Source organism: Bradyrhizobium sp. CCGUVB23, assembly GCF_024199885.1.
Lineage (GTDB): Bacteria > Pseudomonadota > Alphaproteobacteria > Rhizobiales > Xanthobacteraceae > Bradyrhizobium.
This window is the reverse complement of record NZ_JANADQ010000001.1, coordinates 6,430,152-6,454,921: the sequence shown is the minus strand read 5'-3', so window position 1 is coordinate 6,454,921 and position 24,770 is coordinate 6,430,152. Positions and strand designations below refer to the sequence as shown.

The 24,770-nt window shown below is 64.0% G+C and carries 24 protein-coding genes; 11 read left to right on the top strand and 13 right to left on the bottom strand.

Going from position 1 to position 24,770, the window contains the following annotated elements:
* Positions 1 to 102: 102 nt before the first annotated feature.
* The 8 genes from NLN62_RS29820 to NLN62_RS29785 all read right to left on the bottom strand — a co-directional run bounded on the left by NLN62_RS29820 (position 103) and on the right by NLN62_RS29785 (position 8,262).
* A complete protein-coding gene (locus NLN62_RS29820; protein ID WP_027522297.1) occupies positions 103 to 1,539 on the bottom strand; it encodes an arylsulfatase in 1,437 nt (478 codons plus the stop codon).
* Positions 1,540 to 1,764: 225 nt separating this feature from the next.
* On the bottom strand, positions 1,765 to 2,439 hold the full coding sequence (locus tag NLN62_RS29815) for a helix-turn-helix domain-containing protein (protein WP_027522298.1): 675 nt from the start codon (positions 2,437 to 2,439) through the stop codon (positions 1,765 to 1,767).
* Between the two features lie 198 nt (positions 2,440 to 2,637).
* Positions 2,638 to 2,955, bottom strand: a complete 318-nt coding sequence (locus tag NLN62_RS29810; RefSeq protein ID WP_254111202.1) for a hypothetical protein — start codon at positions 2,953 to 2,955, stop codon at positions 2,638 to 2,640.
* Positions 2,956 to 3,000: 45 nt separating this feature from the next.
* On the bottom strand, positions 3,001 to 3,288 hold the full coding sequence (locus NLN62_RS29805; RefSeq protein WP_254111201.1) for a hypothetical protein: 288 nt from the start codon (positions 3,286 to 3,288) through the stop codon (positions 3,001 to 3,003).
* A 272-nt stretch (positions 3,289 to 3,560) separates the two neighbouring features.
* Complete coding sequence (locus NLN62_RS29800; RefSeq protein ID WP_027522300.1) at positions 3,561 to 4,538, bottom strand: hydroxyacid dehydrogenase; 978 nt, start codon at positions 4,536 to 4,538, stop codon at positions 3,561 to 3,563.
* A 14-nt stretch (positions 4,539 to 4,552) separates the two neighbouring features.
* The gene (locus NLN62_RS29795; protein WP_027522301.1) at positions 4,553 to 6,406 is read right to left on the bottom strand and encodes a TRAP transporter large permease subunit; all 1,854 of its coding nucleotides are present in this window, start codon (positions 6,404 to 6,406) and stop codon (positions 4,553 to 4,555) included.
* A 7-nt stretch (positions 6,407 to 6,413) separates the two neighbouring features.
* On the bottom strand, positions 6,414 to 7,445 hold the full coding sequence (locus NLN62_RS29790) for a TRAP transporter substrate-binding protein (protein ID WP_027522302.1): 1,032 nt from the start codon (positions 7,443 to 7,445) through the stop codon (positions 6,414 to 6,416).
* A 376-nt stretch (positions 7,446 to 7,821) separates the two neighbouring features.
* Positions 7,822 to 8,262, bottom strand: coding sequence for a DoxX family protein (locus NLN62_RS29785; protein ID WP_027522303.1), 441 nt, complete (start codon positions 8,260 to 8,262; stop codon positions 7,822 to 7,824).
* Positions 8,263 to 8,358: 96 nt separating this feature from the next.
* On the opposite strand from NLN62_RS29785, the gene NLN62_RS29780 reads away from it, so the two are divergent.
* From NLN62_RS29780 to NLN62_RS29770, 3 genes are all read left to right on the top strand, one after another.
* Entirely contained in the window at positions 8,359 to 9,279 is a 921-nt protein-coding gene (locus tag NLN62_RS29780; protein WP_027522304.1) for a LysR family transcriptional regulator, read from the top strand.
* Between the two features lie 105 nt (positions 9,280 to 9,384).
* Entirely contained in the window at positions 9,385 to 10,866 is a 1,482-nt protein-coding gene (locus NLN62_RS29775; RefSeq protein ID WP_254111200.1) for a caspase family protein, read from the top strand.
* 255 nt (positions 10,867 to 11,121) lie between these two features.
* Complete coding sequence (locus NLN62_RS29770; protein WP_254111199.1) at positions 11,122 to 12,789, top strand: SulP family inorganic anion transporter; 1,668 nt, start codon at positions 11,122 to 11,124, stop codon at positions 12,787 to 12,789.
* A 5-nt stretch (positions 12,790 to 12,794) separates the two neighbouring features.
* On the opposite strand, the gene NLN62_RS29765 is transcribed toward NLN62_RS29770, so the two are convergent.
* Entirely contained in the window at positions 12,795 to 13,190 is a 396-nt protein-coding gene (locus tag NLN62_RS29765; RefSeq protein WP_027522307.1) for a hypothetical protein, read from the bottom strand.
* A 122-nt stretch (positions 13,191 to 13,312) separates the two neighbouring features.
* Complete coding sequence (locus NLN62_RS29760) at positions 13,313 to 14,422, bottom strand: Spy/CpxP family protein refolding chaperone (RefSeq protein ID WP_254111198.1); 1,110 nt, start codon at positions 14,420 to 14,422, stop codon at positions 13,313 to 13,315.
* A 6-nt stretch (positions 14,423 to 14,428) separates the two neighbouring features.
* On the opposite strand from NLN62_RS29760, the gene NLN62_RS29755 reads away from it, so the two are divergent.
* Positions 14,429 to 14,695, top strand: coding sequence for a hypothetical protein (locus NLN62_RS29755; RefSeq protein ID WP_254111197.1), 267 nt, complete (start codon positions 14,429 to 14,431; stop codon positions 14,693 to 14,695).
* A gap of 69 nt (positions 14,696 to 14,764) precedes the next feature.
* Here the strand turns inward: NLN62_RS29755 and NLN62_RS29750 are convergent, their stop codons facing one another.
* Positions 14,765 to 16,183: an FAD-binding oxidoreductase gene (locus NLN62_RS29750; RefSeq protein WP_027522309.1), complete on the bottom strand. Its 1,419-nt coding sequence runs from the start codon at positions 16,181 to 16,183 to the stop codon at positions 14,765 to 14,767.
* Between the two features lie 97 nt (positions 16,184 to 16,280).
* Between NLN62_RS29750 and NLN62_RS29745 the strand changes: the two genes are divergently transcribed.
* Complete coding sequence (locus NLN62_RS29745) at positions 16,281 to 16,796, top strand: thioesterase family protein (RefSeq protein WP_027522310.1); 516 nt, start codon at positions 16,281 to 16,283, stop codon at positions 16,794 to 16,796.
* Between the two features lie 129 nt (positions 16,797 to 16,925).
* Here NLN62_RS29745 and NLN62_RS29740 read toward each other — a convergent pair whose 3' ends face one another.
* Positions 16,926 to 17,099 (bottom strand): DUF1328 domain-containing protein, encoded by a 174-nt coding sequence (locus tag NLN62_RS29740; protein ID WP_254111196.1) that lies wholly within the window; start codon positions 17,097 to 17,099, stop codon positions 16,926 to 16,928.
* Between the two features lie 254 nt (positions 17,100 to 17,353).
* Between NLN62_RS29740 and NLN62_RS29735 the strand changes: the two genes are divergently transcribed.
* The 6 genes from NLN62_RS29735 (at position 17,354) to NLN62_RS29710 (ending at position 23,530) form a co-directional block, all read left to right on the top strand.
* Complete coding sequence (locus tag NLN62_RS29735) at positions 17,354 to 19,927, top strand: ATP-dependent helicase (protein WP_254111195.1); 2,574 nt, start codon at positions 17,354 to 17,356, stop codon at positions 19,925 to 19,927.
* Positions 19,928 to 20,018: 91 nt separating this feature from the next.
* Positions 20,019 to 20,435, top strand: coding sequence for a hypothetical protein (locus NLN62_RS29730; protein ID WP_027522313.1), 417 nt, complete (start codon positions 20,019 to 20,021; stop codon positions 20,433 to 20,435).
* On the top strand, positions 20,435 to 21,121 hold the full coding sequence (locus NLN62_RS29725) for an OmpA family protein (protein WP_027522314.1): 687 nt from the start codon (positions 20,435 to 20,437) through the stop codon (positions 21,119 to 21,121). Before NLN62_RS29730 ends, NLN62_RS29725 begins: the two co-directional genes overlap by 1 nt.
* Before the next feature lie 169 nt (positions 21,122 to 21,290).
* On the top strand, positions 21,291 to 21,809 hold the full coding sequence (locus NLN62_RS29720; RefSeq protein WP_027522315.1) for an Mpo1-like protein: 519 nt from the start codon (positions 21,291 to 21,293) through the stop codon (positions 21,807 to 21,809).
* A gap of 32 nt (positions 21,810 to 21,841) precedes the next feature.
* Positions 21,842 to 22,873 (top strand): NAD-dependent epimerase/dehydratase family protein, encoded by a 1,032-nt coding sequence (locus tag NLN62_RS29715; RefSeq protein WP_027522316.1) that lies wholly within the window; start codon positions 21,842 to 21,844, stop codon positions 22,871 to 22,873.
* 30 nt (positions 22,874 to 22,903) lie between these two features.
* Positions 22,904 to 23,530 (top strand): isoprenylcysteine carboxylmethyltransferase family protein, encoded by a 627-nt coding sequence (locus NLN62_RS29710; protein ID WP_254111194.1) that lies wholly within the window; start codon positions 22,904 to 22,906, stop codon positions 23,528 to 23,530.
* A 13-nt stretch (positions 23,531 to 23,543) separates the two neighbouring features.
* Here NLN62_RS29710 and NLN62_RS29705 read toward each other — a convergent pair whose 3' ends face one another.
* Complete coding sequence (locus tag NLN62_RS29705; protein WP_254111193.1) at positions 23,544 to 24,494, bottom strand: LysM domain-containing protein; 951 nt, start codon at positions 24,492 to 24,494, stop codon at positions 23,544 to 23,546.
* Positions 24,495 to 24,770: the final 276 nt, after the last annotated feature.

Sequence of the window (24,770 nt, the reverse complement as noted above, 5' to 3'; positions counted from 1 at the left end):
CAGTCGGTACCGGACAAGAGCGGTATCTCTATGAACAACCATCTGCCGACATTGCTCGATCACCTCTTGAAGGGCGAGCGACCCCGAGAACACGGTTGGAGATCAATCCACCTGCTCGTAGAACGCATCCTCGTCGGGCAATGCCGGGGGCCTACCGGTCAGTTCCTTGGTAACGCCCTTAAAGACTTCGGTGAGCAGTTGCGATTTCGACATCTCTGCTGCCAAGCCATCAATTCGCTTCTGTAATTCAGCGACCTTTTCAGGATTTTGCCCTGCAAGGTTGCTCTTTTCGTAGGGGTCTTGCGCCAAGTTAAAGAGCTCAATTTTCGATGGCAACGTCGTTCGCCAGACCAGTTTCCAATCCCCCTTGCGAACTGCACCGCGAAACATTTCAACGTTGTACACCACCTCGTCGCGCGGCGATGCTTTGCCATCGCTGATGGTCGGCCACATGTCGAAGCCATCAAGCGGCTTGCTCTTGCCGAGGCTCGCGCCGCCAAGTTTGGCCAGCGTCGGGTAGTAATCCACCACGTGCATCATCTGGTCGACGATGGTGCCCGGCTTGATCCTGCCCGGCCAGTTGATGAGAGACGACACCCGCGTGCCTCCCTCGTACAAGTCTCCCTTTCCGCCACGATAAGGCCCGTTACTCGCAGGCAGCGGTCCCTTCACCTCGGTCTCGCCCGCCAGATGGGCCGATTGATTGCCGCCATTGTCGCCGTGGAAAACGATTATCGTGTTTTGCCGCAAACCCTTCTTTTCCAGCGCCTTCACGACCCGGCCAATCTGGTCATCCATGGCCGTGATCATCGCAGCATAGATGCGGCGGTTAGGGTCACTGATTTGCTTGTACCTCTCGATATACTCCTGCGGAGCCTGATAGGGCGTATGGGGTGCAGTGAAGGCGAGATACATAAAAAAAGGCTTCCTGGTGTTCTGTGCGTCGATGAAGCGAACCGCGTCATCGCCCAACAGGCTCGTCACATAGCCCTTCTCATTGACTGGCTTGTTGTCCCGATACCAATCAAGCTTGCCGTGGACGGAGTGCGTGAAGTAGTCGATCTCGCCAAGTTGCGCGCCATACTGATAGTCGAAACCGCGTTGCTTTGGCCAAAACTCGCGTTTGGCATGACCGAGATGCCATTTGCCCACAATCGCAGTTGTGTAACCGGCCTCCTTCAGCGCTTGAGGGAGGAGCCATTCATCAGTCGGCAGGCCATAGGACGAAGATGCGGGAATGACCAAGGTTTGCAGTCCGTAGCGTAAGGGATAGCGACCAGTCATCAAAGCCGCTCGCGTAGGCGTACACATGGGCTGCACGTAGAATTGTTCGAGCCGTGCCCCGGTCTTTGCGAGCTCATCAATATTTGGTGTCAGGATGTCGGAGCCGTGAAATCCGACATCGGCCCAACCCAGATCGTCGGCCAGGATATAGATGATATTGGCCTGCGACTGCTGCGCAGCAGTTGGCGCTGCGGCGCCGAAGCAAGTCGCTAGACCCACGAGCACGGAAGCCACCGCGAACAGTGTTCTCTTCATATTGTCATCCCCAGCGCCGGAGGTCCCCGGCAAAAATTAGATCACCTGAAACTATGGCGGTTGGACCTAGCAAAAGGGTTGATATGCAAAGTGGGCGCTGAGGTCCGTTCCGGGTCAAAATGAAGAACTCAACGTGAGCAAATCTAGTCCGCTATACCCTGCTGTCCGGACCTCTACGCGGCGTGCCGGCGCTTCGCTGATGGGCCACAAGCGGAAGTTGACGAACTATCCTTGCAGATCCAAAGCAAGCAGCTTTTTTCGGTTGAGGATCGTGATCTCGCGCTGACTACCAACAAAGCTGAGGACTTCTGCACGGTGTAGTCGAGATATTGAGCGAGATACAGTTTCGAGCGTCAAGCCAAGGTAGTCGGCAATATCTCGGCGGGTCATCGGGAGTGTCACGACGCCAGCAGCACTGAGCCGCTTATCCATTTCACCCAAAAACGCGGCAACTCTTTCCAAGGCGTCTTTGCGCCCCAGAAGAAGCATATGATTTTCCGCGTGCTGAAGGTTGGTGGTAGTCACACTAAGCAGGTTACAGGTCACGACCGCGTCGCTATCGGCCGCCGTCTCGAGGCTTTTCCGCTTTATGAGGCGCAGAGTGGTTTCGACAATTGCCTCTGCAGTAAATCGATGGGCATCGCCGTTCACCAGTCCGAAAATATCGCCCGCCAAGTGAAAGGCACCGATTTGACGCCGACCATCAGGAAGCATCTTGTAAGTTCGCACTGCTCCACTTCTAACCTGATAGACGTACTCGGCAGGCTCCTTTTCACCGTAGATCTCGCTTCCCTTTTTGTAAGTGAACTCATTTAGGCTCACGATCGGGTTTGAACTGCTCGTCAGGCCAAGATCGCTGAGTGTGTTAGAACGAGACTCCGTGGTGATGCGAACAAACAAATCCACCTCCCAAATCAATCGAACTTTTCGCAGAACATCCCAACAGAGTAGTGGCGCACCTCCCGCAATGGTTGAATCGTAAATCCGGCAAGCGTATTCCATGCCCGTCCGTTGGATCATTGTACCAAGGGACAATGCGACAACTGAGGCCCAATCGTTTAGTAGCGCGAGTTGGGGACCTCCCCGGCGAGTGGGCAATTAGTTGAGGCGATCGCGAAGCTTCTTGATGATTGCCCGCAATTCGTTTGCGTACTCCTCGATGATCCGCAGGGCCTCCTCGGTTCGCATCGGTTTCAACGGCAGCTCCTTTTCATCCGGACGTGGACCATCGGTCGATTTCATGTTGCAACCGTCGAACAGGGCTGAAATGGCCCATTGAGCTAAATCAACGTGTGGTCGATCGAAGTTGGAGGCATGGAGCGCGTTCGGTGAAAGCCGGGCGCGTCCGCTCCGGGTCAACAGGAGCGGTCGGCCTAACGATCGTGTGGCGTCCGGTTTCCCGCAGACCGCCGACATGGCGGTGGCTATTGCGCTGTTCGGCTCAGGGTCATCCGCGGATGCTCAGGTGTTTGGGTGAAACCAGCCGAACATTGCAACGCCGGCGCATCCAAGCAGGCCGAATGTCTGCAGGCCCATTTCCAGCCAGTACTGGACCGGAGCGGTATCTCTATGAACAACCCGCTTCGACAAGCCTGCAAGACTGTCTACAATAATGTCCAGAATACCAGTACTATGCGGGCAAGCCGTGATCTTTCTCTCGACAAGGCCAGACCGCACTTTGCGGAAGCAATCGACGCAAAGATAGATTGCGACGATACGAGCGACGATTTCATAAAGAAAGAACTGCATTCAAAAATCCGTTCACCAAGTAACCGGTTTGATGACCAGGCCGTGTTGCGCGTCAATCGGCAGGGTTACAGGCTAGGTGCGGTCATGAGCGCTACCTGGTCTTGGTGTGGCCGGATTTGGTGTTGGTTCAATTGCAGGAATGATCACGGCGCAGGTCGCGCCTAATCCGGCGCAGGAGCGTTAACGCCATGACTGATCGAAGGATTTCCGCCTCACCGCCAGAGAGCTGACGTCCGGGCCTTTATGAACACATGCCCCGGTTCAAGCGCTCTTCACGGACGGCGCGTCCAGCGTTCGGCATTGACGGCGCCCGGCGGGACCTCGCCCTTGATGATCGCCTCGACCTGGCGCACGGTTTCCAGCGACTGATATTCGATCGCCTGCGGCGTCAGGCCGCCGACATGCGGCGTGGCGATGACGTTGGGAAGATGCGCCAGCTCCGGCGTCGGCATCTGGTCCGGCGCGCGGCCGACATCCATCGCGGCACCAGCGATGCGGCTCTCGCGTAGCGCCGCTGCAAGCGCCGCCTCATCGACGAGATTGCCGCGCGAGAGGTTGATGAAGACGGCGTGCCTTTGCATGCGCGCCAGCGCCTCCGTGCCGATCAGATTCTCCGTCTGCTCATTGGCGATGGCGAGACAGACGACATAGTCGGATGCCGCCAGGAGTTCGTCGAGCGGGACGTGCCTGATTGCGGCATCTTCGATCGTCACGAAGGGATCGGCGACCAGCACCTCCATGCGCAGCACCTTTGCGACCTCGGCAAGATAGCGTCCGATACTGCCAAAGCCGATGATGCCGAGGCTGCTGCCGGCGAGCTGGCGCCCCATCCGCGCCACCGGCTTGCGGCCCGCCCGGTAATCCGCCGTGGTTCGCGACACGCCGCGCGACAGGTCGACCATGAAGCCAAGCGCGAGCTCGGCCACCGCCTGGACGAAGCCGGGGCCGGCGCGCGTCACCAGCACGCCAACTTCCGAGGCGGCCTCGACACTGACGTTGCGGATATCGACGGCGCAGCGGACGAAGGCGGAGAGGCGCGGCAGTTGCCCAAAGATCTCGCCGCGGCCTTCGGTCATGCGGTCGGCGACGATGATGTCGGCTTCGGCCGCGGCGCGGACGAGGCCGGCGGCATCGAGCGGCTGGTCGCCCTCATGCAGCATCACCTCGGCCAGCGCTTGCAAGCCTCTCAGGCTGCGCTCGCCGTAATAATTCCTGCGCATCTCCGGCGTGTGGGCCAACAGAACCTTCACGGCAAGAACTCCCTCTAGTAGCCGAATGCGCGCGGCAACGCGGTCGAGATCGACGGCACGAAGGCAATCACGAGCAGGCAGAGCATCAACAGCCCGAGATACCCCATGATCGGCTTCACCGTCCGCTCGATCGGCACATTGCCGATCAGGCAGGCTCCGTAAAGCCCAAGCCCGAGCGGCGGTGCGAACAGGCCGATGCCCATCGCGATCACCAGCACCACGCCGAAATGCAGGGGATCGATGCCGAGCTGCACCGCGACGGGCAGGAGCAGCGGCCCGAAGATGATCAGCGCGGCCGCGCCCTCCAGCACCGAGCCCATCACGATCAGCACGAGGATCGCGAGCAGCATGAATAGCCAGACGCCGGAGGTCTTGGACAGGCCCAGCATGAAGTCGCCGACCGCGTGCGGCACCTGCTGCAGGGTCAGCGTGAACGCCAGCGACTGCGCGGCCGCGACGATGAACAGCACGAGCCCGGCGCGCGTCGCCGCCTGCACGAAGCTGTGGGCGGCGGCTTTCAACGTGAGCTCCCTGAACACGAGGCTTCCGACCAGGATGGCATAGGCTGCCGCGAAGGCGGAGATCTCGGTCGCGGTGGCAAAGCCGGTTTTGAAGCCCGCAAAGATCATGAAGATCAGGCCGAAGGATGCGATCGCACCGCTCCACAGGCCGGACACCGGGACTTGCGGCTCCGTCTCCTCGGTCGCCGTCGGCGGCTTGCCGAAGATGATGGACACGGCGATCAGCACCAGCGCCATCAGGGCCGCCGGCAGCAGGCCCGCCATGAACAACCCGCCGATCGAGAGGTTCGCGACGAAGCCGAGAATGATCAGGTTGATGCAGGGCGGAATGGTTTCTGCCATCACGGCGGAGGCCGCGAGCAATGCCACGGCGCTGCCCGGATTCTGCCGGGAGCGGCGCGCCGCCGGGATCAGCACCGAGCCGACGGCGGCAACATCGGCCATCTTCGAGCCGGAGATGCCGGAGAACAGCACCATCGAGGTGACCATCACGACGTTGAGGCCGCCGCGCATGCGGCCGACCGCGCGCTGCAACAGCTCGATCAGGCGCACCGACATGCCGTTGGCTTCCATGAGGTAGCCGACCAGGATGAAGAACGGGATCGCGAGCAGCACGAAATTGTCGATGCCGCGCGCCATCTGCTGGGCGAAGATGACGCCGGGCAGCGCGCCCTCCACCCAGATGAAGATCAACGCCGCCAGCGCCAGTGCAAAGCCGATCGGCAGTCCGCCGAACAGCGTGACGAAGAAGCCGATCAGCATCAGCGTGCCTGATGACGGCACCGACGCGGGCAGCAGCGCGTCCCAGGCGAGATAGAGACCGGTGACCACGATGATCGCAACGAGGCCCCTGGCGATGTCGGAAAGCGGCCTTGCGCAGAGCTGATCGATCGCGAACACCGTCATGAACAGCGCGCCGACGCCCATCGGGTAGAACGTCAGCTCCAGCGGCAGCCCGGATCCTGTGGTCTGGCCCGTGGTCAGGGTCCCCAGCTTGATCGCGTTGTAGGCGACGTAGGCCGAGATCAGCACGATCAGCAGCGCGCTCGCGGCATCGACCAGCGCCCGCAGCCGTGGAGTCAGCATGTCGCGGAAGAAGGACACGCCGACATTCTCGCCGCGCGCAAGCGCGCTCGCCGCACCAAAAAAGGCCGATCCGACCATCAGACCGCGCGCGACGTCGTCGGACCATTCGACCGGCGCGTTGAAGAGGAAGCGCAGCAGCACCGAAACGCAGACCACCACGAGGTCGGCGGCCAGCAGGATGGCCGCGATTGCGTCGCTCAGGCGCAGCAAAAGGGTGATGCTCCCGCGGCGGCCGCCTGAGAGGGACGCGGCGGCGGTCATCGTCATCTCAGGCCTGGGTCGCGCGGATCATGTCGATGACGGGCTTGGATTCAGGGCGCGCCTTGATGAAGTTATCGCTCTGCGGCATGACGCGCTTCCTGAACGCCTCGCGGTCGCATTCGGCAACCGTCACGCCCTTCTCGGTCAGAGCCGCCAGCGCCTCCTTCTCAACCGCAAGGCCGTGCGCACGCGTGTCGGCCGCAGCCTTCTTCGCAGCATCGAGAAAGCCGTCGCGCAGCTTCGGATCCATGCGGTTGTAGGTCATGTCGCTGAAGTAGATCGCGAGCGGCGAGAAGTTGTGCTGCGTCAGCGCATAGAACTTTGCCGTCTCGAAGAACTTGCTGGCCAGGATGGTCGGCGGGTCGTGCTCGAGCCCGTCGAGCACGCCGGCCTGCAGCGCAGTGTAGATTTCGCCGAACGCCAGCGGCGTCGCCGCTGCGCCCATCAACCGTAGGCATTCCGTGATGACGGGATTTGGCAGCGTCCTGATCTTGAGGCCCGCGAGGTCCTCGGGCGTTTTCACCGGCTTCTTCGCCAGCACGCTGCGCGAGCCGAAATTATAGGCCCAGGCGATGATGCGGATGTTTGCGCCCTTGAGCAGCGCATCCTCGATCGGCTTGGCGGCGCCGGCATCGAACGCCTTGGTCTGCTGCGGGAAGCTCGCAAAGAGATAGCCGAGGTCGAAGGTGCCGACGAGCGGCACCAGATTGGCCGAGATCGACGAGCCCGACACCATCAGGTCGATGACGCCGAGCTTCACCGAATTGATGACGTCGATTTCCTGGCCCAGCTGGTTGTCGGGGAAGAAAGCGACCTCGACCTGCTCACCGAGCCCGTTGGCCTTCAGCTGCTTGACCAGATTGTCGTAGTAGACGCGGCCGTTGGCATATTTGGGATCGTTCGGCAGCGATGAGGAGCATTTCAGCTTCAATGTCGCGGCTTCCGCGCGGCCGATGATGGCGGGCGAGAATACGAGGCCGGCGGTTATCGCCGTCGAGGATTTGATGAACGCGCGACGGCTCACTGGCACTGACGTCATTGTGCTCTTCTCCCCAAGTCTTTTTTATTTTGTGCCGCAGTCGTTGCCGCAGCCGTTTGATCGACTGTAGGGCCAAAGCGACGAGACAGGCAAGGGTAGCGGCACGTGGCGACCCGGAGGGCGGCAGGCGCGGATGTTTTGGCGACAAGACGCGCGATTGGCCTATCTTTGCAGCTGTTTCCAGCAGGCCGGCGCGATGCGCGATGGATGGTGCGGCGCTCGGCCAGCCCAAGACCGATCGATCCAATTCAGGTATGGATCGATGCAGAAGTCATATTGATTGCTCTCGGCTCTCGCCGTTGGCGCAACGGAACGAGAAAAGGCTGCGGGAAGTGCTCCCGCAGCCTTGTCTCTCAATCAGTCCTCGCGAACGATCTCAGCGCGAATGCGCGCCGCTCAACTGGCCGATCGCATCGCTCTGGCGCGAGGGGCGAAGCGCATAGGCGCCGTCGCCGAGCAGCGCCTGCGCAAGCAGTGCGATGGCCCAGAAGGCGGGGAATTCCCAGCCGCCCTTTGGATTGGTGAAGAAGAAGCCGGCGCCGCCGTGCACGGTGAAGATGGCGCCGAGCAAGATCGGAATGCCGGCGAGCGCAGCGTAGCGGGTCCACACGCCGAGGATCAGGGCGACGCCGCTCAGCACCTCAACCGTCATCACGAGATAGGCTAGCTCGGGCGGAAAGCCGAGGCTGCCGAAGAACTTTGCAGTCCCGGCCGGGGTAAAGACGAACAACTTCAAGCTGGCATGGGCGAGAAACAGCGCACCCAGCGTCACGCGCAACACCAGCGCCGCATAGGGCGCGGTACGGGAATCGATCATAGCGGTCTCCTTTGATGGCCCACCTTATGATCTATTCTCAATTCGGTGATAATCTGCTATTCTGGAAGAATAGTTCACACCCATAGAGTGAGATCATTGCTCGACCGCCTGACCAGCCTGGAAGTCTTCGCCAAGGTGGCGGCGGTCGGCAGCCTGTCTGGCGCCGCGCGCGCAATGGGCCTGTCGCAGACCATGGTCACCAAGCACGTTGCGTCGCTTGAAAGCCGCCTCGGCATCAAGCTGTTCCATCGCACCACGCGCCGGCTGTCCATCACCGAGGCCGGGCGCAGCTATCTCGAATCCTCCGAGCGAATCCTCGCCGACATGGAGACCGCCGACGCCGCGGCCGCCGCCGAACGGGTCGAGCCACGCGGGCTGCTCCGCGTCAACGTGCCGGTGGTGTTCGGCACACGACAGATCGCGCCGCTGCTCGGCGATTTTGCCGAGCGCTATCCGAAGGTCACGACCGAGCTCGGCCTCAACGACCGGCTGGTCGACCTGGCCGAGGAAGGCTGGGACCTTGCGATCCGCATCGGACGCTTGCGCGACTCCAGCATGGTGGCGCGGCGGCTGGCACCGAACCGCCTAGTAGTCTGCGCTGCGCCGGCCTATCTCGCCAAATACGGCACTCCGCGCAAGGTCGCCGACCTCGCCGCCCACAACTGCCTCGGCTACACGCTGTCGCAGCAGGCGAGCGCCGCGGAATGGCTGTTCGGCGCGGACGGCGAGATCCGCGTCCAGGTCAACGGCAACCTCCGCGCCAACAATGGTGATGCGCTGCGTGCCGCGAGCCTCGCTGGCCTTGGCATCGCGCGGCAGCCGACCTTCATCGTCGCCGATGATCTGCGCGCCGGGACCCTGGTGGCGCTTCCGCTCGACCAGCCGGAGGTCCGGTCGTCGGCGGTGCATGCGGTCTATCTGCCGGATCGGCGGCCGCCGGCGAAGGTCCGCGCCTTCATCGATTTCCTGGCGGCGCGCTTTTCGCCGGAGCCGCCCTGGGATCGTGGCCTGTTCTGACCCATTTTGCCGCACATCCCAAAGTGAGCTAGCGCACAGACGCCGTCACGGCGCGCGGCTAGAAGAGCTGTCACCCTCGCGCGCATCGCCGATGGAGGTGACACCATGCGCCGTCCAGCCCTTTGCAATTTGCTTCTTGCATCCAGCCTTCTCGTTCTTTCGCAGCTCATCGCACCGACGGACGCCTCCGCCGAAACACGGCTCGCGCTCGTGATCGGCCAGTCCGCCTATCGCACAGTGCCCGAACTGCCCAACGCCGCCAACGATGCCAAGGGCATGACGGAGCTGCTCGGCAATGCCGGCTTCAACGTCACCACCGCACCCAACCTGGCGCAGAACGAGATGCGTCAGGCGATCAGCGATTTCGCCGGCAAGGTCAGCGCGAGCGGCGCCGACACCGTCGCATTGGTGTTCTATGCCGGCCACGGCTTGCAGATCGACGGCGAGAACTATCTGGTGCCGGTCGATCTCGATCCGAAGCGCGAGGCGGACATTCCCTTGCAGGGCGTGCGGCTGAACGACCTGCTCAACACGCTCGGCGCACTGCCGACGCGCGCGCGCATCTTCATGCTCGATGCCTGCCGCAACAATCCGTTCCCGGCGCTCAGTGGCGCCGGCCACGGGCTTGCGATCGTCGACACCAAGGCCGGCGCGCCAGGCTCCTTCATTTCCTACTCGACCTCGCCCGGCGCGGAAGCCGAGGACGGCGCCGGCATCGACAGTCCCTACACCACGGCGGCGCTGACGATCGCCAAGCAGCCGAACCTGCCGATCGAGGAAGTCTTCAAACGCATCCGCGTCGCCGTCGCCCAGTCGACGGACGGCCGGCAGATCCCGTGGGAAAGCTCGTCGCTGACGGCCGACTTCAAATTCTTCGGCGACAGCAGCGGGCAGCAGCTTTCCGTTCCCGGCGCGGGTTCGCCGGCGCTGGCCAGCGCGAGCCGCACCGTCGAGGACTGGCGCCAGGAGCTGCGCGGCAAGGAGCCCAAGGTCGCCTATGATCTCGTGATCGCGGACGACTCCGTGCCCGCGTATCAGGCCTATGTCGAGCTGTTCGCGCAGGCCCCCGCAACGCCGCGCCTGCGCACGATCCTGGAGCGTCGGCGCCAGATGCTGGCCTGGGAGCTAGCGGTCGCGATCAACACCCGCGCCTCATACGAGACCTATCTCACGAACTGGGGCAGCAGCGACCTTGCGGCAACCGCGCGCAGGCTGCTGCTCCGCGTGCAGAACCGCAACTACGGGCCGACGGCTGCGGCCGCCGCAGTACCGGTCGCCGTCGCGATGGCACCGACCTGCCCGTGCTCGACGCCGTCCACACCAGCGACGCCGATCAATCCGACGGTCGCGCCGATCATCAAGAAGCGCGTCGACGACACGCCGCCAAAGAGGAAGGTCGTCGACACGCCGCCAAAACCGCGCCGGCCGCCGCCCGACGAAGCGGTCTACGAGCGCGCCCCGCCCCCTGATCGCGGGCCGCCGCCCGGCGCCGTCATGCAAGGCATCGGCATTGGTGTCGGAATTGGCATGGGCATGGGTATGGGCGGCGGCCGCAGCGGCGGCGAATACAATCGCGGCAGATACTGAGCCCACCTCGCACGATGCGGAGGACAGGTGCGCCCTCCGTCATTGCGAGCGAAGCGAAGCAATCCAGGCTGCCTCTGTGGAAAGTTCGGGATTGCTTCGTCGCAAGAGCTCCTCGCAATGACGACTGAGAAGCCGCCGAGCACCAACTATCACCCCGACTTTTCTGTTGATGGCCGCGAAGCCACGCCATCGGCCGCTCCCCGTTCCGGAAATGCTATAGTCTGATCGAGCAACACGGACTTTCCGAGGACCTCGATGCCGCAAGACGCACACACCAAACATGCATGGCCGCTGTTCCGGTCGCTTGCGTCCTATTCGTTGCCGGCAGACCTGATGGCGGGCCTGACGCTGGCGGCGATCGCCATCCCCGAGCAGATGGCGACATCGCGGCTCGGCGGGTTCGCGCCGCAGATCGGCTTCTTCGCCTTCATGGCGGGCTCGCTCGGCTTCGCGCTGCTCGGCAGCAACCGCTTCCTGTCCTGCGGCGCCGATTCCACGATCACGCCGATCTTCGCCGGCGGCCTTGCGGCGGCCGCCGCGACCGGCTCGCCGGAATATCAATCGCTTGCGATCGCGCTCGCGCTGATGGTCGGCGCGATGCTGGTCGCGAGCGGCATCTTCCGCCTTGGCGGCGTCGCCAACCTTCTGTCGGTGCCGGTGATGGTCGGATTCCTCGCCGGCATCTCCGTCCACATCATCGTCTCGCAACTGCCGGGCGTGCTCGGCGTGGAGGCGCCAAGCGGACCGACGCTCGATCGCATCGGCACGCTGGCGCGCGAACTCGGCCGGTCCAATCCCTCCACGATCTTTATCGGCTTCGGCGTGCTCGCCGTCGTCTTCATCGCCGAGATGATCAGCGCCAAGATTCCGGGCGCGCTGATCGGACTTGTCGGGGCGACGCTGGCGGTGATCGGGGCCGGGCTCGAAGCCAAGGGCGTGAAGGTGGTCGGCACTGTCCCCGGCACGCTGCCGATGCCGACCTTGCCGGAGCTTGCACCCGAGGCGTGGGTGCGCCTCGTTCCGCTGGCCTTCGTGATCACCGTCGTCGTGATGGTTCAGACCGCGGCAACGACGCGATCGTTTCCCTCCGATCCCGACAAGCCCGCCGACGTCGACCGCGATTTTCTCGGCGCCGGCGCCGGCAGCCTGCTTGCGGGCGTATTCGGCGCGTTTCCGGTGAACGCCAGCCCGCCGCGCACGGGCATCGTGGTCGAGACCGGCGGGCAGTCGCAACTGTCGGGGCTCGCCGCAGCCGTGATCGTGCTGGCGCTGCTCGCCTTCGGCACCGGGCTGTTGAAACACGTGCCCGACGCGGCGCTCGGCGGCATCCTGCTGTTCGTGGCGCTGCGGATCATCCGCGTGAAGCAGATCGCCACGATCTATCGCCAGTCCTTCAGCGAGTTCCTGCTAATCCTTGCTACTGCCGCGCTGATCATCGTGCTGCCGATCCAGCAGGGCGCCTTCCTCGGCATCGTGCTGTCGCTCCTGCACGGAATCTGGAGCACGACGCGCGCCAAACTCGTCGAGTTCGATCGCGTGCCCGGCACCACGATCTGGTGGCCGGCACATCCGCACATCGCGGGCGAGCGTCTTCCAGGCGTCGCCGTGATCGGATTGCAGGCGCCGCTGTCGTTCCTCAACGCGCCCGGATTCCGCAACGACGTCGCCAATCTGCTGAAGACCGCGACGCCGAAGCTGATGGTGCTGGAAGCGAGCGGCATGGTCGAGATCGACTTCACCGCGGCCCAGGTCCTGCTGGACGTCTTCAGGGCATGCCGTGAACAGGACGTCACCGTCGCCGTGGCGCGGCTGGAATCGGTGCGGGCGCAGAACGCGTTCGAACGCTTTGCGCTGTTTGACGTCCTGCCGAGAAACCACGTCTTTCACAGCGTACACGAGGCCGTCGTCACGCTCGCCAAATAAGGGCCTCACTGGCCGAGCGCGGGGTAATCCTTTTGCGTGGCCTCCCGAACCCAGCTCGCCTGGATCGCGCGATAGAGGATCTGCGCCGTCTTGATGTCGCCCGCCTTCATGCAGAGATCGACGATGCGGCGGACGGCGTCGTCGCGCATCAGATCGTCCGAGATCTTCATCGCGATTTCCATCGCAGCGCGCGCCGCGCGCTCATAGCGCTCGCTTTCGAGCTTGCGCTGTTTCTCCAGCGATTTTCGGCCGTGGTCGGCAGAACCGCCAACCAGTTCTGCGCTCGCGGATGCGGACTGGCAGATGTTGCGGATGCGATCGGCGGCCTCGATGTCGCCGATCGGCCACTGGATCGGCTCATCCCAGACGTCGGACGGCTTTCGCCTTGCGAACCACTTCATCGCCCCGCCACCCGTGGTCTTCCAGCCACCGCATTGTCGAGCTTCAGCTCTGCGCAGCATAAAGAACCCCGTCGCGCTCGGCGAGGCAGTTTTTCCCGTCAAGCCTTTGGCTTGCGACGCGCTCAGGACGTCCGGCGCGGACCGATCGCCTCGAATTGCGCCTTCTGCTCGTCATTGAGCGTGGCATAGAAATCCTCGAGCGCGTCGCGCACCGACTTGACGCCGTCGAGCATGACGTCGAGCCGCTTGCGGATCGCAGCCATGCGCGCCGGCGGCGTCATCACGTCACTGGGCTGGCAGGCCGCCTTGAGCGACGCGCTGACCTTGGCGCTGGTATCCTGGAGCACTTGCAGCGCGGCGCGCTGGGTGTCGTCGGGATGAAGCCGTGCTTCGATTTCGGCGCCCGGCCAATCGAGCCCAACAGGCGTACCGCAATTCTGCACCAGCGATGCATTGGCATTGCTGGACGCAGGCGCGCGGCGCTGCTCCTCGGCCAGCGCATTGAAGCGCGCCTTCTGCTCGTCGGTGAGCGAGCCGTAGAATCTGTCGAGCGCCGGTTGCACCAGCCCGACGGCCTTCGCCATCGCCTCGACGCGCTGCTGCATGGCCGCGAGCCGGCCGGGCGCCGTCGCCGCGACCTGCGTTGGACAGGACGCGCGGATCAACTCGGCCGCCTGGATCGAGGCATTGCCGAGAGCATCGAGATCGGCGCCTTGCGCGTCCGTCGGCTGCACCGCATCCGCGATCTGGTCGATCGGCAGACCGACGATCTCGCGGCGGTCGCTGCCGCAGAGCTGATCGAGCCCAACGCCGCGCGCCCGCCGTCGTCCATACGAGCGTTGCGGCAGATAGGTTGCAAGGCCGTCATAGCCGTAGGGGCCGAAGATGCCGGCATAGATATCCGGGTAGCCATAACCCCAGAAGCCGAGACCATCGCCCCAGATCGTATAATCGTAGAGGTCGTTATAGGCGAACGGCCAGAACAGCGGTCCCACCCAGCCATAGAAGCCGCCGGGATGCTGCCACCACCCGCTGCTTGCGCCGTGCCAGCCGGCGAGTGCGGCCGCGGCCGCAATCTGGGCCCGCGCCGCCGGATTGCTGATCAGCCGGCCATTGCGGAAGGCACTGGAGTGGACGTTCAGCGCATTGCGGAAGCCCGCAGGGCGCACAGCCGCATTGCGGATCTGACCGAAGTTCCGACCGCCATGTCGGGCACCGGTTGCGAAGCGCATTCCGCCATGATGTCCGCCGCCGTGCACATGACCGAAGCCGTGACCGCCAAAATGGCCACCACCATGATGGCCACCGCCATGCCCACCGCCGTGACGTCCACCACCGTGCCCGCCACCATGACCACCGCCATGACCACCACCATGACCACCACCATGGCCACCGCCGCCGCCCTTGGCCAGAGCCGCACCCGCCAGCATGCAGGCAAGCACCATCGCGGCAATTCCAATGACCGGTCGCAACATCGCATCCTCCCGAGAGTACCGCGCCATTGAGGCATCGGAACGTGTCGGGAATTGGAACCGGCGCACTTGCCGAAAGTTCCCGCGCCGAGGCCGGCGGCGCTAGCCCGCCGGCACGATCTTGCCGGGATTGAAGATGTTTTGCGGGTCGAGCGCCTTCTTCAGCGCCCGCATCGCATCGAGCGCTTCAGGGCCGAGCTCGGCCTGGAGATATTTCTGCTTGCCCTGGCCGATACCGTGCTCGCCAGTGCAGGTGCCGCCCATCGCCTGCGCGCGCTCGACCAGGCGATGCATGAACTCCTCGCCGCGCGCCATCTCGTCGGCATTGTCGACGTCGCAGAGCAGCGAACAGTGGAAATTGCCGTCACCGACATGGCCGACGATCGGCGACAGCAGGTTGAGACGCTTCAAATCCTCCTCGGTCTCGGTGACGCAATCCGCAAGGCGCGAGATCGGCACGCAGACGTCGGTTGCGACCACGCCGGCGCCGGGCCGCAGCGCCTTGACCGACCAATAGGCATCGTGCCGCGCCTGCCACAGCTTGGTGCGATCCTCGGGCTTGGTGGTCCAGGAGAAATCGCCGCCGCCGCAGTCTTTGGCGATCTCGGCGAAGGCTTTCGACTGCTCGGCCACCTCGATCTCGCTGCCGTGGAATTCGAGCAGCAGCAGCGGCGTCTCCGGCAGAGTCAGCTTCGAATAGGCATTGCAGGCCTTCACCTGAGCAGCGTTGAGGAGCTCGATGCGCGCAACGGGAATGCCGGTCTGAATCGCGAGGATCACTGCCTGGCAGGCGCCATGCACTGTCTCGAAGGAGACGGCGCCGGCCGCGATCATCTCGGGGATGCCGCGCAGGCGGATGGTGAGCTCCGAGATGATGCCGAGCGTGCCTTCGGCGCCGATGAAGAGATGCGTCAGATCGTAACCGGCCGACGACTTCTTCGCGCGCGTGCCGGTCGTGATGATCTCACCGTCGCCGCGCACGACCTTCAGCGCAAGCACGCTCTCGCGGATGGTGCCGTAGCGTACCGCGTTCGTGCCCGAGGCGCGCGTCGATGCCATACCGCCGAGCGAGGCATCGGCGCCGGGATCGATCGGGAAGAACAGGCCCTGGTCGCGCAGATGCTCGTTCAGCGCCTTGCGCGTCACGCCGGGCTCGATCACGCAGTCGAGGTCCTCGGCATGCACCGCGAGCACCTTGTTCATGTCGCGCAGGTCGATGCAGATGCCGCCCGCGGGTGCATTGACCTGGCCCTCGAGCGAGGTGCCGGTGCCGAACGCGATCACGGGCACGCCGCTCCCAGCGCAGATCCGCACCACGTCCTGGATGTCTTTGGTCTCCTGCGCCATCACCACGCCATCCGGCGGCTGGTTGGCGAGCCAGGTCGTGGTGTGGCCGTGCTGCTCGCGCACGGCCTGCGAGGTGATCAAGCGATTGCCGAAGCGCGCGGTGAGCGCTTCGAGCGCACTCGCGAGGGCTTTCGGCTCAGGCCGCGGCGGATTATTGGTGATGGTCATACCCACGGACATTCCTCCCGACAGAGGACCGTGGCAAAGGACATATGGCGGGTCAAGTCAAGGGACCCGACGCATGTCGGAAAGGAACACGGCGGGAAGGAAGATGATGCAGAGTGCTGCCCCGGGAGATGCCACGCTCACGTCCCAGCCGTTCCGTTCTTCGATCATGCAGATCGAGCCGCAATGGATCGACTATAACGGCCATCTGAACATGGCCTATTACAACGTGATGTTCGATCGGGCGATCGACCAACTCTGGCTGAAGCTCGGGATCGGGCCGACCTATATGAAGGAGCGCCACGGCTCGACCTTCACCGCCGAGTGCCATGTGCGCTATCTGCGCGAGATCCATCTCGGCGATCCCGTGCAGATCTCGGTGTGGCTGCTGGAAGCCGACGACAAGCGGCTGCACACTTTCGAGGAGCTTCGTCACGCAACCGAGGGCTGGCTGTCGGCAACCTCCGAAAACATGTCGCTGCACATGGACATGGCCTTGCGGAAAGTGGCGCCCTTCCCGGCCGACATTCGCGAGAACATCGCGTCCGTGGTCAAGGACCACAGCGCGGCGCCGCGACCCGAGGGCATCGGGAGGAACGTCGCGATGCCCTCGAAGCGCTAGCGACTTAGACCGCTGTAACACCTCGTCCTGAGGAGCCCCCGAAGCTGGCGTCACGAAGGATGCAAGCCACGGTGGGGCCTCATGGTTCGAGACGCGCTTCGCGCTCCTCACCATGAGGGGCTTGTCACGCTAAACCCTGGTGCGGCCGCGGGCCAATCCGACCACGGCCGAGATCAGGAACAATACGACCGCGATGAAGAAGATGACCTTGGCGATTTCGATCGAAGCGCCGGCGATGCCACCGAAGCCCAGGATACCGGCGATCAGTGCGATAACCAGAAACGTCGCAACCCAGCCAAGCATGGTCAAAACCTCCGTCTCGATTGTCTGCGGACGATCGGCGCGGCCTCGCGCCACGCCTCGTTTGCACAGACAATCTCGAGCTCGAAACGATGGTTCCTGGCTGAGCGGGGCGGAAATTCGCTGAGAGGGCAGGAACAAATCGGCCTTCGGCGTACGTGGAAAACCCCTCGCCGCCGCCCCATATAGGGGTTAATCCCTGTTATGAAGGCTCCCTTCCGCCACCCCGCGGTGCCATCGTGGGGCCACTGATTCGCATGACCGAGCCGAGCAAAATTACCTCTCACAGCGTCCCCGACCATCAGCCCGCGGCCGGCGGCATTGCCGCGCGCGCCCGCGCCTCCGTGGGCCCGAAGTATCTGGCCGGCCTCAATCCCGAGCAGCGCGACGCCGTGGAGACGCTGGACGGCCCCGTACTGGTGCTCGCCGGCGCCGGCACCGGCAAGACGCGCGTGCTCACCACACGCATCGCCCATATCCTGAGCCAGGGCCGCGCGCGCCCCGGCGAGATCCTGTCGGTGACCTTCACAAACAAGGCCGCGCGCGAGATGAAGCAGCGGCTCGGCCAGATGCTTGGGCAGGCGGTCGAGGGCATGCCGTGGCTCGGCACCTTCCACTCGATCGGCGGCCGGATTCTGCGGACGCACGCCGAGCTCGCGCAGCTCAAGTCGAATTTCACCGTGCTCGATGTCGACGATCAGGTGCGGCTGTTGAAGCAGCTCCTGCAAGCCGAAAACATCGACGACAAGCGCTGGCCGGCGCGCATGCTGGCCGGTCTGATCGACGGCTGGAAGAACCGCGGGCTCGGCCCAACGCAGGTGCCGTCAGGTGAAGCCGCGATGTTCGCCAACGGCAAGGGCGGCAAGCTCTATGCGAGCTACCAGGAGCGGCTGAAGATCCTGAACGCCGCCGATTTCGGCGATCTGCTGCTGGAGAACATCCGCATCTTCCGCGAGCACCCGGATATCCTGCGGCAGTACCAGCAGCGCTTCAAATACATCCTGGTCGACGAATATCAGGACACCAACGTCGCGCAGTATCTGTGGCTGCGGCTGTTGTCGCAGGCGCCCTCTTCTTTCACCTCTCCCCGCTTGCGGGGAGAGGTCGGATCGCGCAGCGATCCGGGTGAGGGGGACTCTCCAAGCACCGAGCTCTTGGAGGCAGCCCCTCACCCCAGCCCTCTCCCCGTGAAGGACGGGGAGAGGGAGAAGACCAAGAACATCTGCTGCGTCGGCGACGACGACCAGTCGATCTATGGCTGGCGTGGCGCGGAGGTCGACAACATCCTGCGCTTCGAGCACGATTTTCCCGGCGCCAAGGTCATCCGGCTGGAGCGCAACTACCGCTCGACCGGCCACATCCTCGCCGCCGCCTCGCATCTGATCGCGCATAATGAAGGCCGGCTCGGCAAGACGCTGCGCACCGAGGACGAGGACGGCGAGAAGGTCACGGTCACCGGCGCCTGGGATTCGGAAGAGGAAGCCCGCGGCATAGGCGAGGAGATCGAGCAACTCCAGCGCCAGGGCGAGCGGCTCAACGAGATCGCGATCCTGGTCCGCGCATCCTACCAGATGCGCGAGTTCGAAGATCGTTTCGTCACGCTCGGCCTTCCCTATCGCGTGATCGGCGGCCCGCGCTTCTATGAGCGCGCCGAAATCCGCGATGCGCTCGCCTATTTGCGCGTCATCAACTCGCCCGCCGACGATCTCGCCTTCGAGCGCATCGTCAACACGCCCAAGCGCGGGCTTGGCGATGCCACCGTGCAGATGCTGCACGATCATGCCCGCAAGCGCCGCATTCCGCTGTTCGAGGCGGCGCGCGCCGTGGTCGAGACCGACGAATTGAAGCCGAAGGCGCGCGGCTCCTTGCGCGACCTCGTCACGCAATTCGACCGCTGGCGCGCCCAGCGCGAGGTGACCTCGCATACCGATCTGGCCCAGATCGTGCTCGACGAGAGCGGCTATACCGAGATGTGGCAGAAGGACCGCTCGGCGGACGCCGCGGGCCGACTCGAAAACCTCAAGGAGCTCGTGCGTTCGATGGAGGAGTTCGAGAACCTGCAAGGGTTCCTCGAGCACATCTCGCTGGTGATGGATCGCGACGGCGGTGCCGAGGAAGATGCGGTGTCGCTGATGACGCTGCATTCGGCCAAGGGGCTCGAGTTCGACAACGTATTCCTGCCGGGCTGGGAGGAAGGCCTGTTCCCGAGCCAGCGCACGCTGGACGAACAGGGCCGCGCCGGCCTTGAGGAAGAGCGCCGGCTCGGCCATGTCGGCCTGACCCGCGCCCGCCGCCGCGCAAAACTCTATTTTGCGACCAACCGCCGGATTCACGGCACCTGGTCGACCACGATCCCCTCGCGCTTCCTCGACGAATTGCCGGCGGCCAATGTCGAGATCACGGAATCCAAGGGCGGCTCCGCCTGGGGCGGCACCGGCGGCTACGGCGCCTCGCGCTTCGACGACATGGAAGCCTTCGGCTCCAGCTATTCGACGCCGGGCTGGCAGCGCGCCCAGGCGAATCGCAACCGTGGCCAGGGTGGCCGCAACGGCGGCGGACGCGGCGGCTTCGAGGAGGAGCCCTCGCCGTTTTCCACCGCGCCCGATTTCGGCGGCAGTTTTTCGTCGCGCCGTCGCGGCCCGATGACGATCGAAGGCGAGCTGGTGGCCAAATCGACCGGCACGACGTCCGAATTCTCGATTGGCGACCGCGTCTTCCACCAGAAATTCGGCTACGGCCGTGTCGCCAAGATCGACGGCAACAAGCTGACCATCGCCTTCGACAAGGCCGGCGAGAAGAAGGTCGTGGACAGTTTCGTGCAGCGGGCGTGAGCCCGCGCCCTGTTGCGGCGGCGTTACGCCGCCGGCTTTCCTTGCTCCACGCCCCTTGACCATGGCGAACTTCCCCGTATCAGATGCGGCCATGGCCCGGGGCTTCATCACATTCGCCGTACTTGCATTTGGCATGCCGTCGCTGGCGGCAGCCGAGACGATGAGCTTTGGCGATGCGATCGGCATGCTGGCCAAGAGCTGCGGCGCGGAGATCGTGGCCAATTGCCGCGGCGTGAACCCGGATTCGACGCGGCTGAAGGAATGCCTGTCGCGCAACCGCGACGTGCTGTCACCGCAGTGCCAGACCGACTATCTCGCGGCCTTCGACGCGATCCAGAAGCGGGTCGCCGCGCGCGTGACCGTGGCGAACGCCTGCCAGCGCGAGATCGTCAAGGTCTGCGGCGGCTCGACCAAGGAGACCAGCAAGTCGATCCCCTGCCTGATCTCGACGCCCAAGGGCATCAGCAACAACTGCCTGAAGGCGGTGGACGACGCGGGGTATCGCTGATGCGCGCGGCCGGGCTCACTTTGCAATCGATCGGCCTCGCGCTCGGACTTGCACTTGGTCTGGCGCTCGCGGCAGGCCCCGTGGGCGCGCAGACGGCGCCGCCGACCCGCGACGACATCGTCGGCAAGCTCAACCATTTCGAATCAGCGCCTGATGTCGACCTCGCGGCGCTGAAGCAGCAGGTGATGGAGCGGGCGAAGGCGCGGATCAAGAACGATCCGGGCCCGGTGAATCGCCCACTGATCGCGCCTGACCTTGCGAGCCTGCCGGCTTTCACTACGCTGATCCAGTTCGACGCCGACACGCCGATCATCCAGCCTTCGTCCTACCAGACGGTCGGCCGCATCGCGGATGCGCTGGTTCACGCCTCGCTGCTGCCTTACACCTTCCTGATCGTCGGCCATGTCGAATCCAATTCGAAGACGCGGGAAGCCAATGCGATCCTGAGCCAGCGCCGCGCGGATGCGATTCGCGACGTGCTGGTCAACACGTTCAAGATCTCCGCCAAGCGAATCCAGTCGATCGGCCTTGGCGAGGAGCAATTCCTCGACCGCGCACGCCCGACCTCGACCGCAAACGGACAGTTGCAGATCCTGACGCTTGCAAAACTCCCCGAGGAACAAGCCAGCCAGCCCGCCGCGGCCAAACCTGCGGCACCGGCCAAGAAGCCGGCCAAAAAACGCTAATCGATCGCATCTGGGCCGTGCCCGGAACCCCTTGAACCCCTGACTGTTTTTTCACGCGCAGGCCGCCTCGAATGGCTGCTCTGCGCGACAACTGCACGGTTTGTGCAGGGGACAAGCAGATGCTATAGGCTGGTCGCTTCCTCCGACCTGCATTCTCAGTGAGACCAAGATGGGTGGCTTTTTTCAACGCCAACTTGCCGTTTATGTCGAGTACCATCGCGATCCCCGGAACACGGCGATGCATGTGATCGGTATCCTCTTGCTGTTCACGGGTGCGGTGATGCCGCTGACGCTGGTGGCGGTCCCGCTGTTCGGATTCGAATTCAGCCTTGCGGTGATCCTGGCGTTGCCGGTCCTCATCTATTGGCTGCTGCTCGATGTGGCGCTCGGGACCGGCATTCTGGCCGTGTCGATCGTGCTGTTTTCAATCGCGACGACCATTGCGGCGCAAGTCAGCACCGTAATGATGTGGGCGATCTTCGCCACCCTGGTCGCGCTCGGCTTTGCCGCACAGGCGATCGGCCACAAGGTTTTTGAGGGGCGCGAGGCCTCGCTGTTCACCTTTCCGTCTCATCTTTTGCTTGGACCGATGTTTGTAATGGCAAAATTATTCATTGCGCTGGGTTTTCGTCGTGACCTTGCCGCGATTCTCGCGCCTGTTCCGACCAATTCCCTTTCAACCCGATAAGATTCCAGAGCGGAACAGCAGCAACCTTCTTCATGGCTCTCGTACTGGTTACCGGTGGCAGCGGCTTCATCGGACATCATCTTGTAGAAGCGCTCCGCGCCAGGGGGCAGCGGGTGCGCGTTCTCGATGTGCGGCCGCCGGCCGCGCCGTGTGCTGACGTCGACTACGTCGCGGGCTCGGTGCTCGACGGCGACGCGGTCGATCGCGCGCTCGCGGGCGTCGATCAGGTCTATCACCTCGCCGGCCTGCCCGGCATGTGGGTCGCCGACAAGCGGGATTTCCACGAGGTCAATTGCCGCGGCACCGAGGTCGTGCTGACGGCCGCGCAACTGCGCGGCGTGTCGCGCTTCCTGCACTGCTCGACGGAATCGATCCTGTTCCCCTACTCGCAGCTCGGCGGCGTTCCCGCCGAGGAGGCGCTGCAGCCGGCCGATGCGATGCCGGGCGCCTATACGCGGTCGAAGTCGCTCGCCGAACATTGCGCGGCAAAGGCCGCGGCGGCGGGCTTCCCGCTCGTCATCGGCACGCCGACCATGCCGATCGGGCCGGTCGATCACAACCTCACGCCGCCGACCGCGATGCTGTGGTACTTCCTGCAAAAGAAGGTGCAGCCGCACATCAACTTCCTCGTCAACCTGGTCGATGTGCGCGACGTCGCCATGGGCCTCGTGCTCGCGATGGAGCGCGGCCGCATCGGGCAGCGCTATATTCTCGGCGGCGACTGCGTCCGGCTCGGACAGATCCTGCGCATGATGTCGGTGATCAGCGGCCGCAAGCAGTACCCCATCGCGGTGCCCGGCAGGCTCGCCGAACTTTCGGCGATCATGCTCGAATACATCTCCGACCACGTCACGCACCGGCCGCCCAACGGCACCGGCGAGGGCGTGCGCATCGCGCTTGCCGCCAGCGACCTCTCGATCGACAAGGCGCGTACCGAGCTCGGCTATTCGCCGCGCCCGATCGAGCCGTTGCTGCGCGAAACCATCACCCATCTGCTCGCACGCGGCGGCCTGCAAACGCAGGCCGGCATCGAGCGTCACGCGCTCAGCTCGCGCGCGAGCTGAGCCCAAGCCCAAAAGCAAGAACCTTTCCGCATGTCCTTTGATTTCAGCAAGCTTCTCTCTTTCGCCTGGGGTGGCTGGACCACGACCTGGCCGACCAAACTCCTGGCGCTGATCTGGCTCGCCTGGCTTGCGAGCTGGGTCGGGGCCTCGTTCTGGCAGGGCCGCACCAAGAAGCAGGTGATGACGCTGGACTCGCAACGCTATCGCCTGCCGATCCTGATCGGCGGCATCCTGTTCACGCCGTGGACCGCGGAAGTGCTGAACGAGAAACCACTATGGGTGTTCGGCGAGGTCGGCGTCTACATCGCAGCACTCGTCGTGCTCGCCGGCATCTCCTTCACCTGGTGGGGACGCCTTCATCTCGGCAAGTTCTGGTCGAACACCATCACCCACAAGGAAGACCACCGCGTCATCGACACCGGCCCGTATGGCATCGTTCGTCATCCGATCTACACCGGCCTGATCGCCGGCATGCTCGCGACCGGCATCGCGGTCGGCACGGTGACGGCGATCCTCGGCGCCATCCTGATCTCGCTCGGCATGTGGCAGAAGGGCCGGATGGAGGAAGTCTTCCTGTCGAAGGAACTCGGCGAAGACGCCTACGGCGCCTATTGCCGCCGCGTCCCGATGATCATTCCGTTCCTGTCGCCGCGGTGATTTCCGCGCGCCGTCAGCGCGCCGGTCGCGGCTTCGCCTCGGCGGCCTGCGCCGGCATGGCCGGCAGCAGGTGGCGCGGGATGATGACGTCCTGAGCGGCGGCAAGCGGCGTGCCTTCAGACAACCCGTTGGCCTGCGCGAGCGACCACACCGGCACGTGATATTGCGTGGCGATCCGCTCGAGCGTATCGCCGGCGCGCATGGGCAGCTTCACGCCCGAGTCCCACAGTTCCACCAGCGTGTCGCCGGGAACGAGATAGCGCAGCGGCACGGGGTCGCCCTGCGCCTGCGCCGGCACGCGCGGCAATTGCGCGACCATGTCGACGATCTGGCGGTGGATGTCTTCAGACTTCTCGATGTTGATGTGGGTGACGCGCTTGTTCTGCTTCAGATCGAAGCTTGCATAATGGCCGCGATAGCCGGGCTCCGCGATCACGTCGCCGCCGCCGAGCACGCTGTCGGACAGATAGATGTTGATGAAGCGCTCGACATTGAGCGGCACGTTTCCGGTCGCATGCGCAGGATCGATGGTGATCACGAGGCTGACCGGAATCTTCTCCTCGGCAAGCATCTCGGCGAAGATGATCGAGCACAGCCCACCCATGGAATGCCCCATCAGCACGATCGGCGCAGGCTGTTCGCGGTAGGCGGAGATCGCGCGCTGGGCGACCAGCCGGCAGATCGTGAATTCGTAGACGTCGGCCTTGAAGCCAGCTTCAGTCAACCGCTCCGCGAGCCGATCCATGCCGGTCGAGAAGATCGGCCCGAGCGCGCCGCGGAAGAGATAGATGCGCGGCGGCGGCCCGGGCTCGGCCTCAGCGGGCAGCGGGGGCGGTTGCGGCAGGGACGGCGCCACGATCGCGACGGCTTTCTTCAGCTTTGCCGGTGAAGCCACCGCCACGGCCGTCGAGACGGCGAGCAGCACGCCGGCCGCCAGCAGGACCACTCGCCTCAAAACAACCATTCGTCTTGCAACCCCACCGCGGGAAGGCGGGCGCCTTCCCTATTCCGGCCTTACTGACCACTGATTTGGCAGAATTTGGGGCGCAAAGCTTGCCCAATCGCGCTCCAACGCCAACGCGAAAGTCTGCCGCTCACTATCGAGAACCACATTTCGCCAACTCCGGAACGCCGGAATTGACATCGATATTCCGTTTCGGCACCTAGAATCGTTCAATCGAGCGGTCAGTCTGTTCGCGTCTCTCGTCTGATCATCAGGCGGCGCGATCGGCCTCAAAAT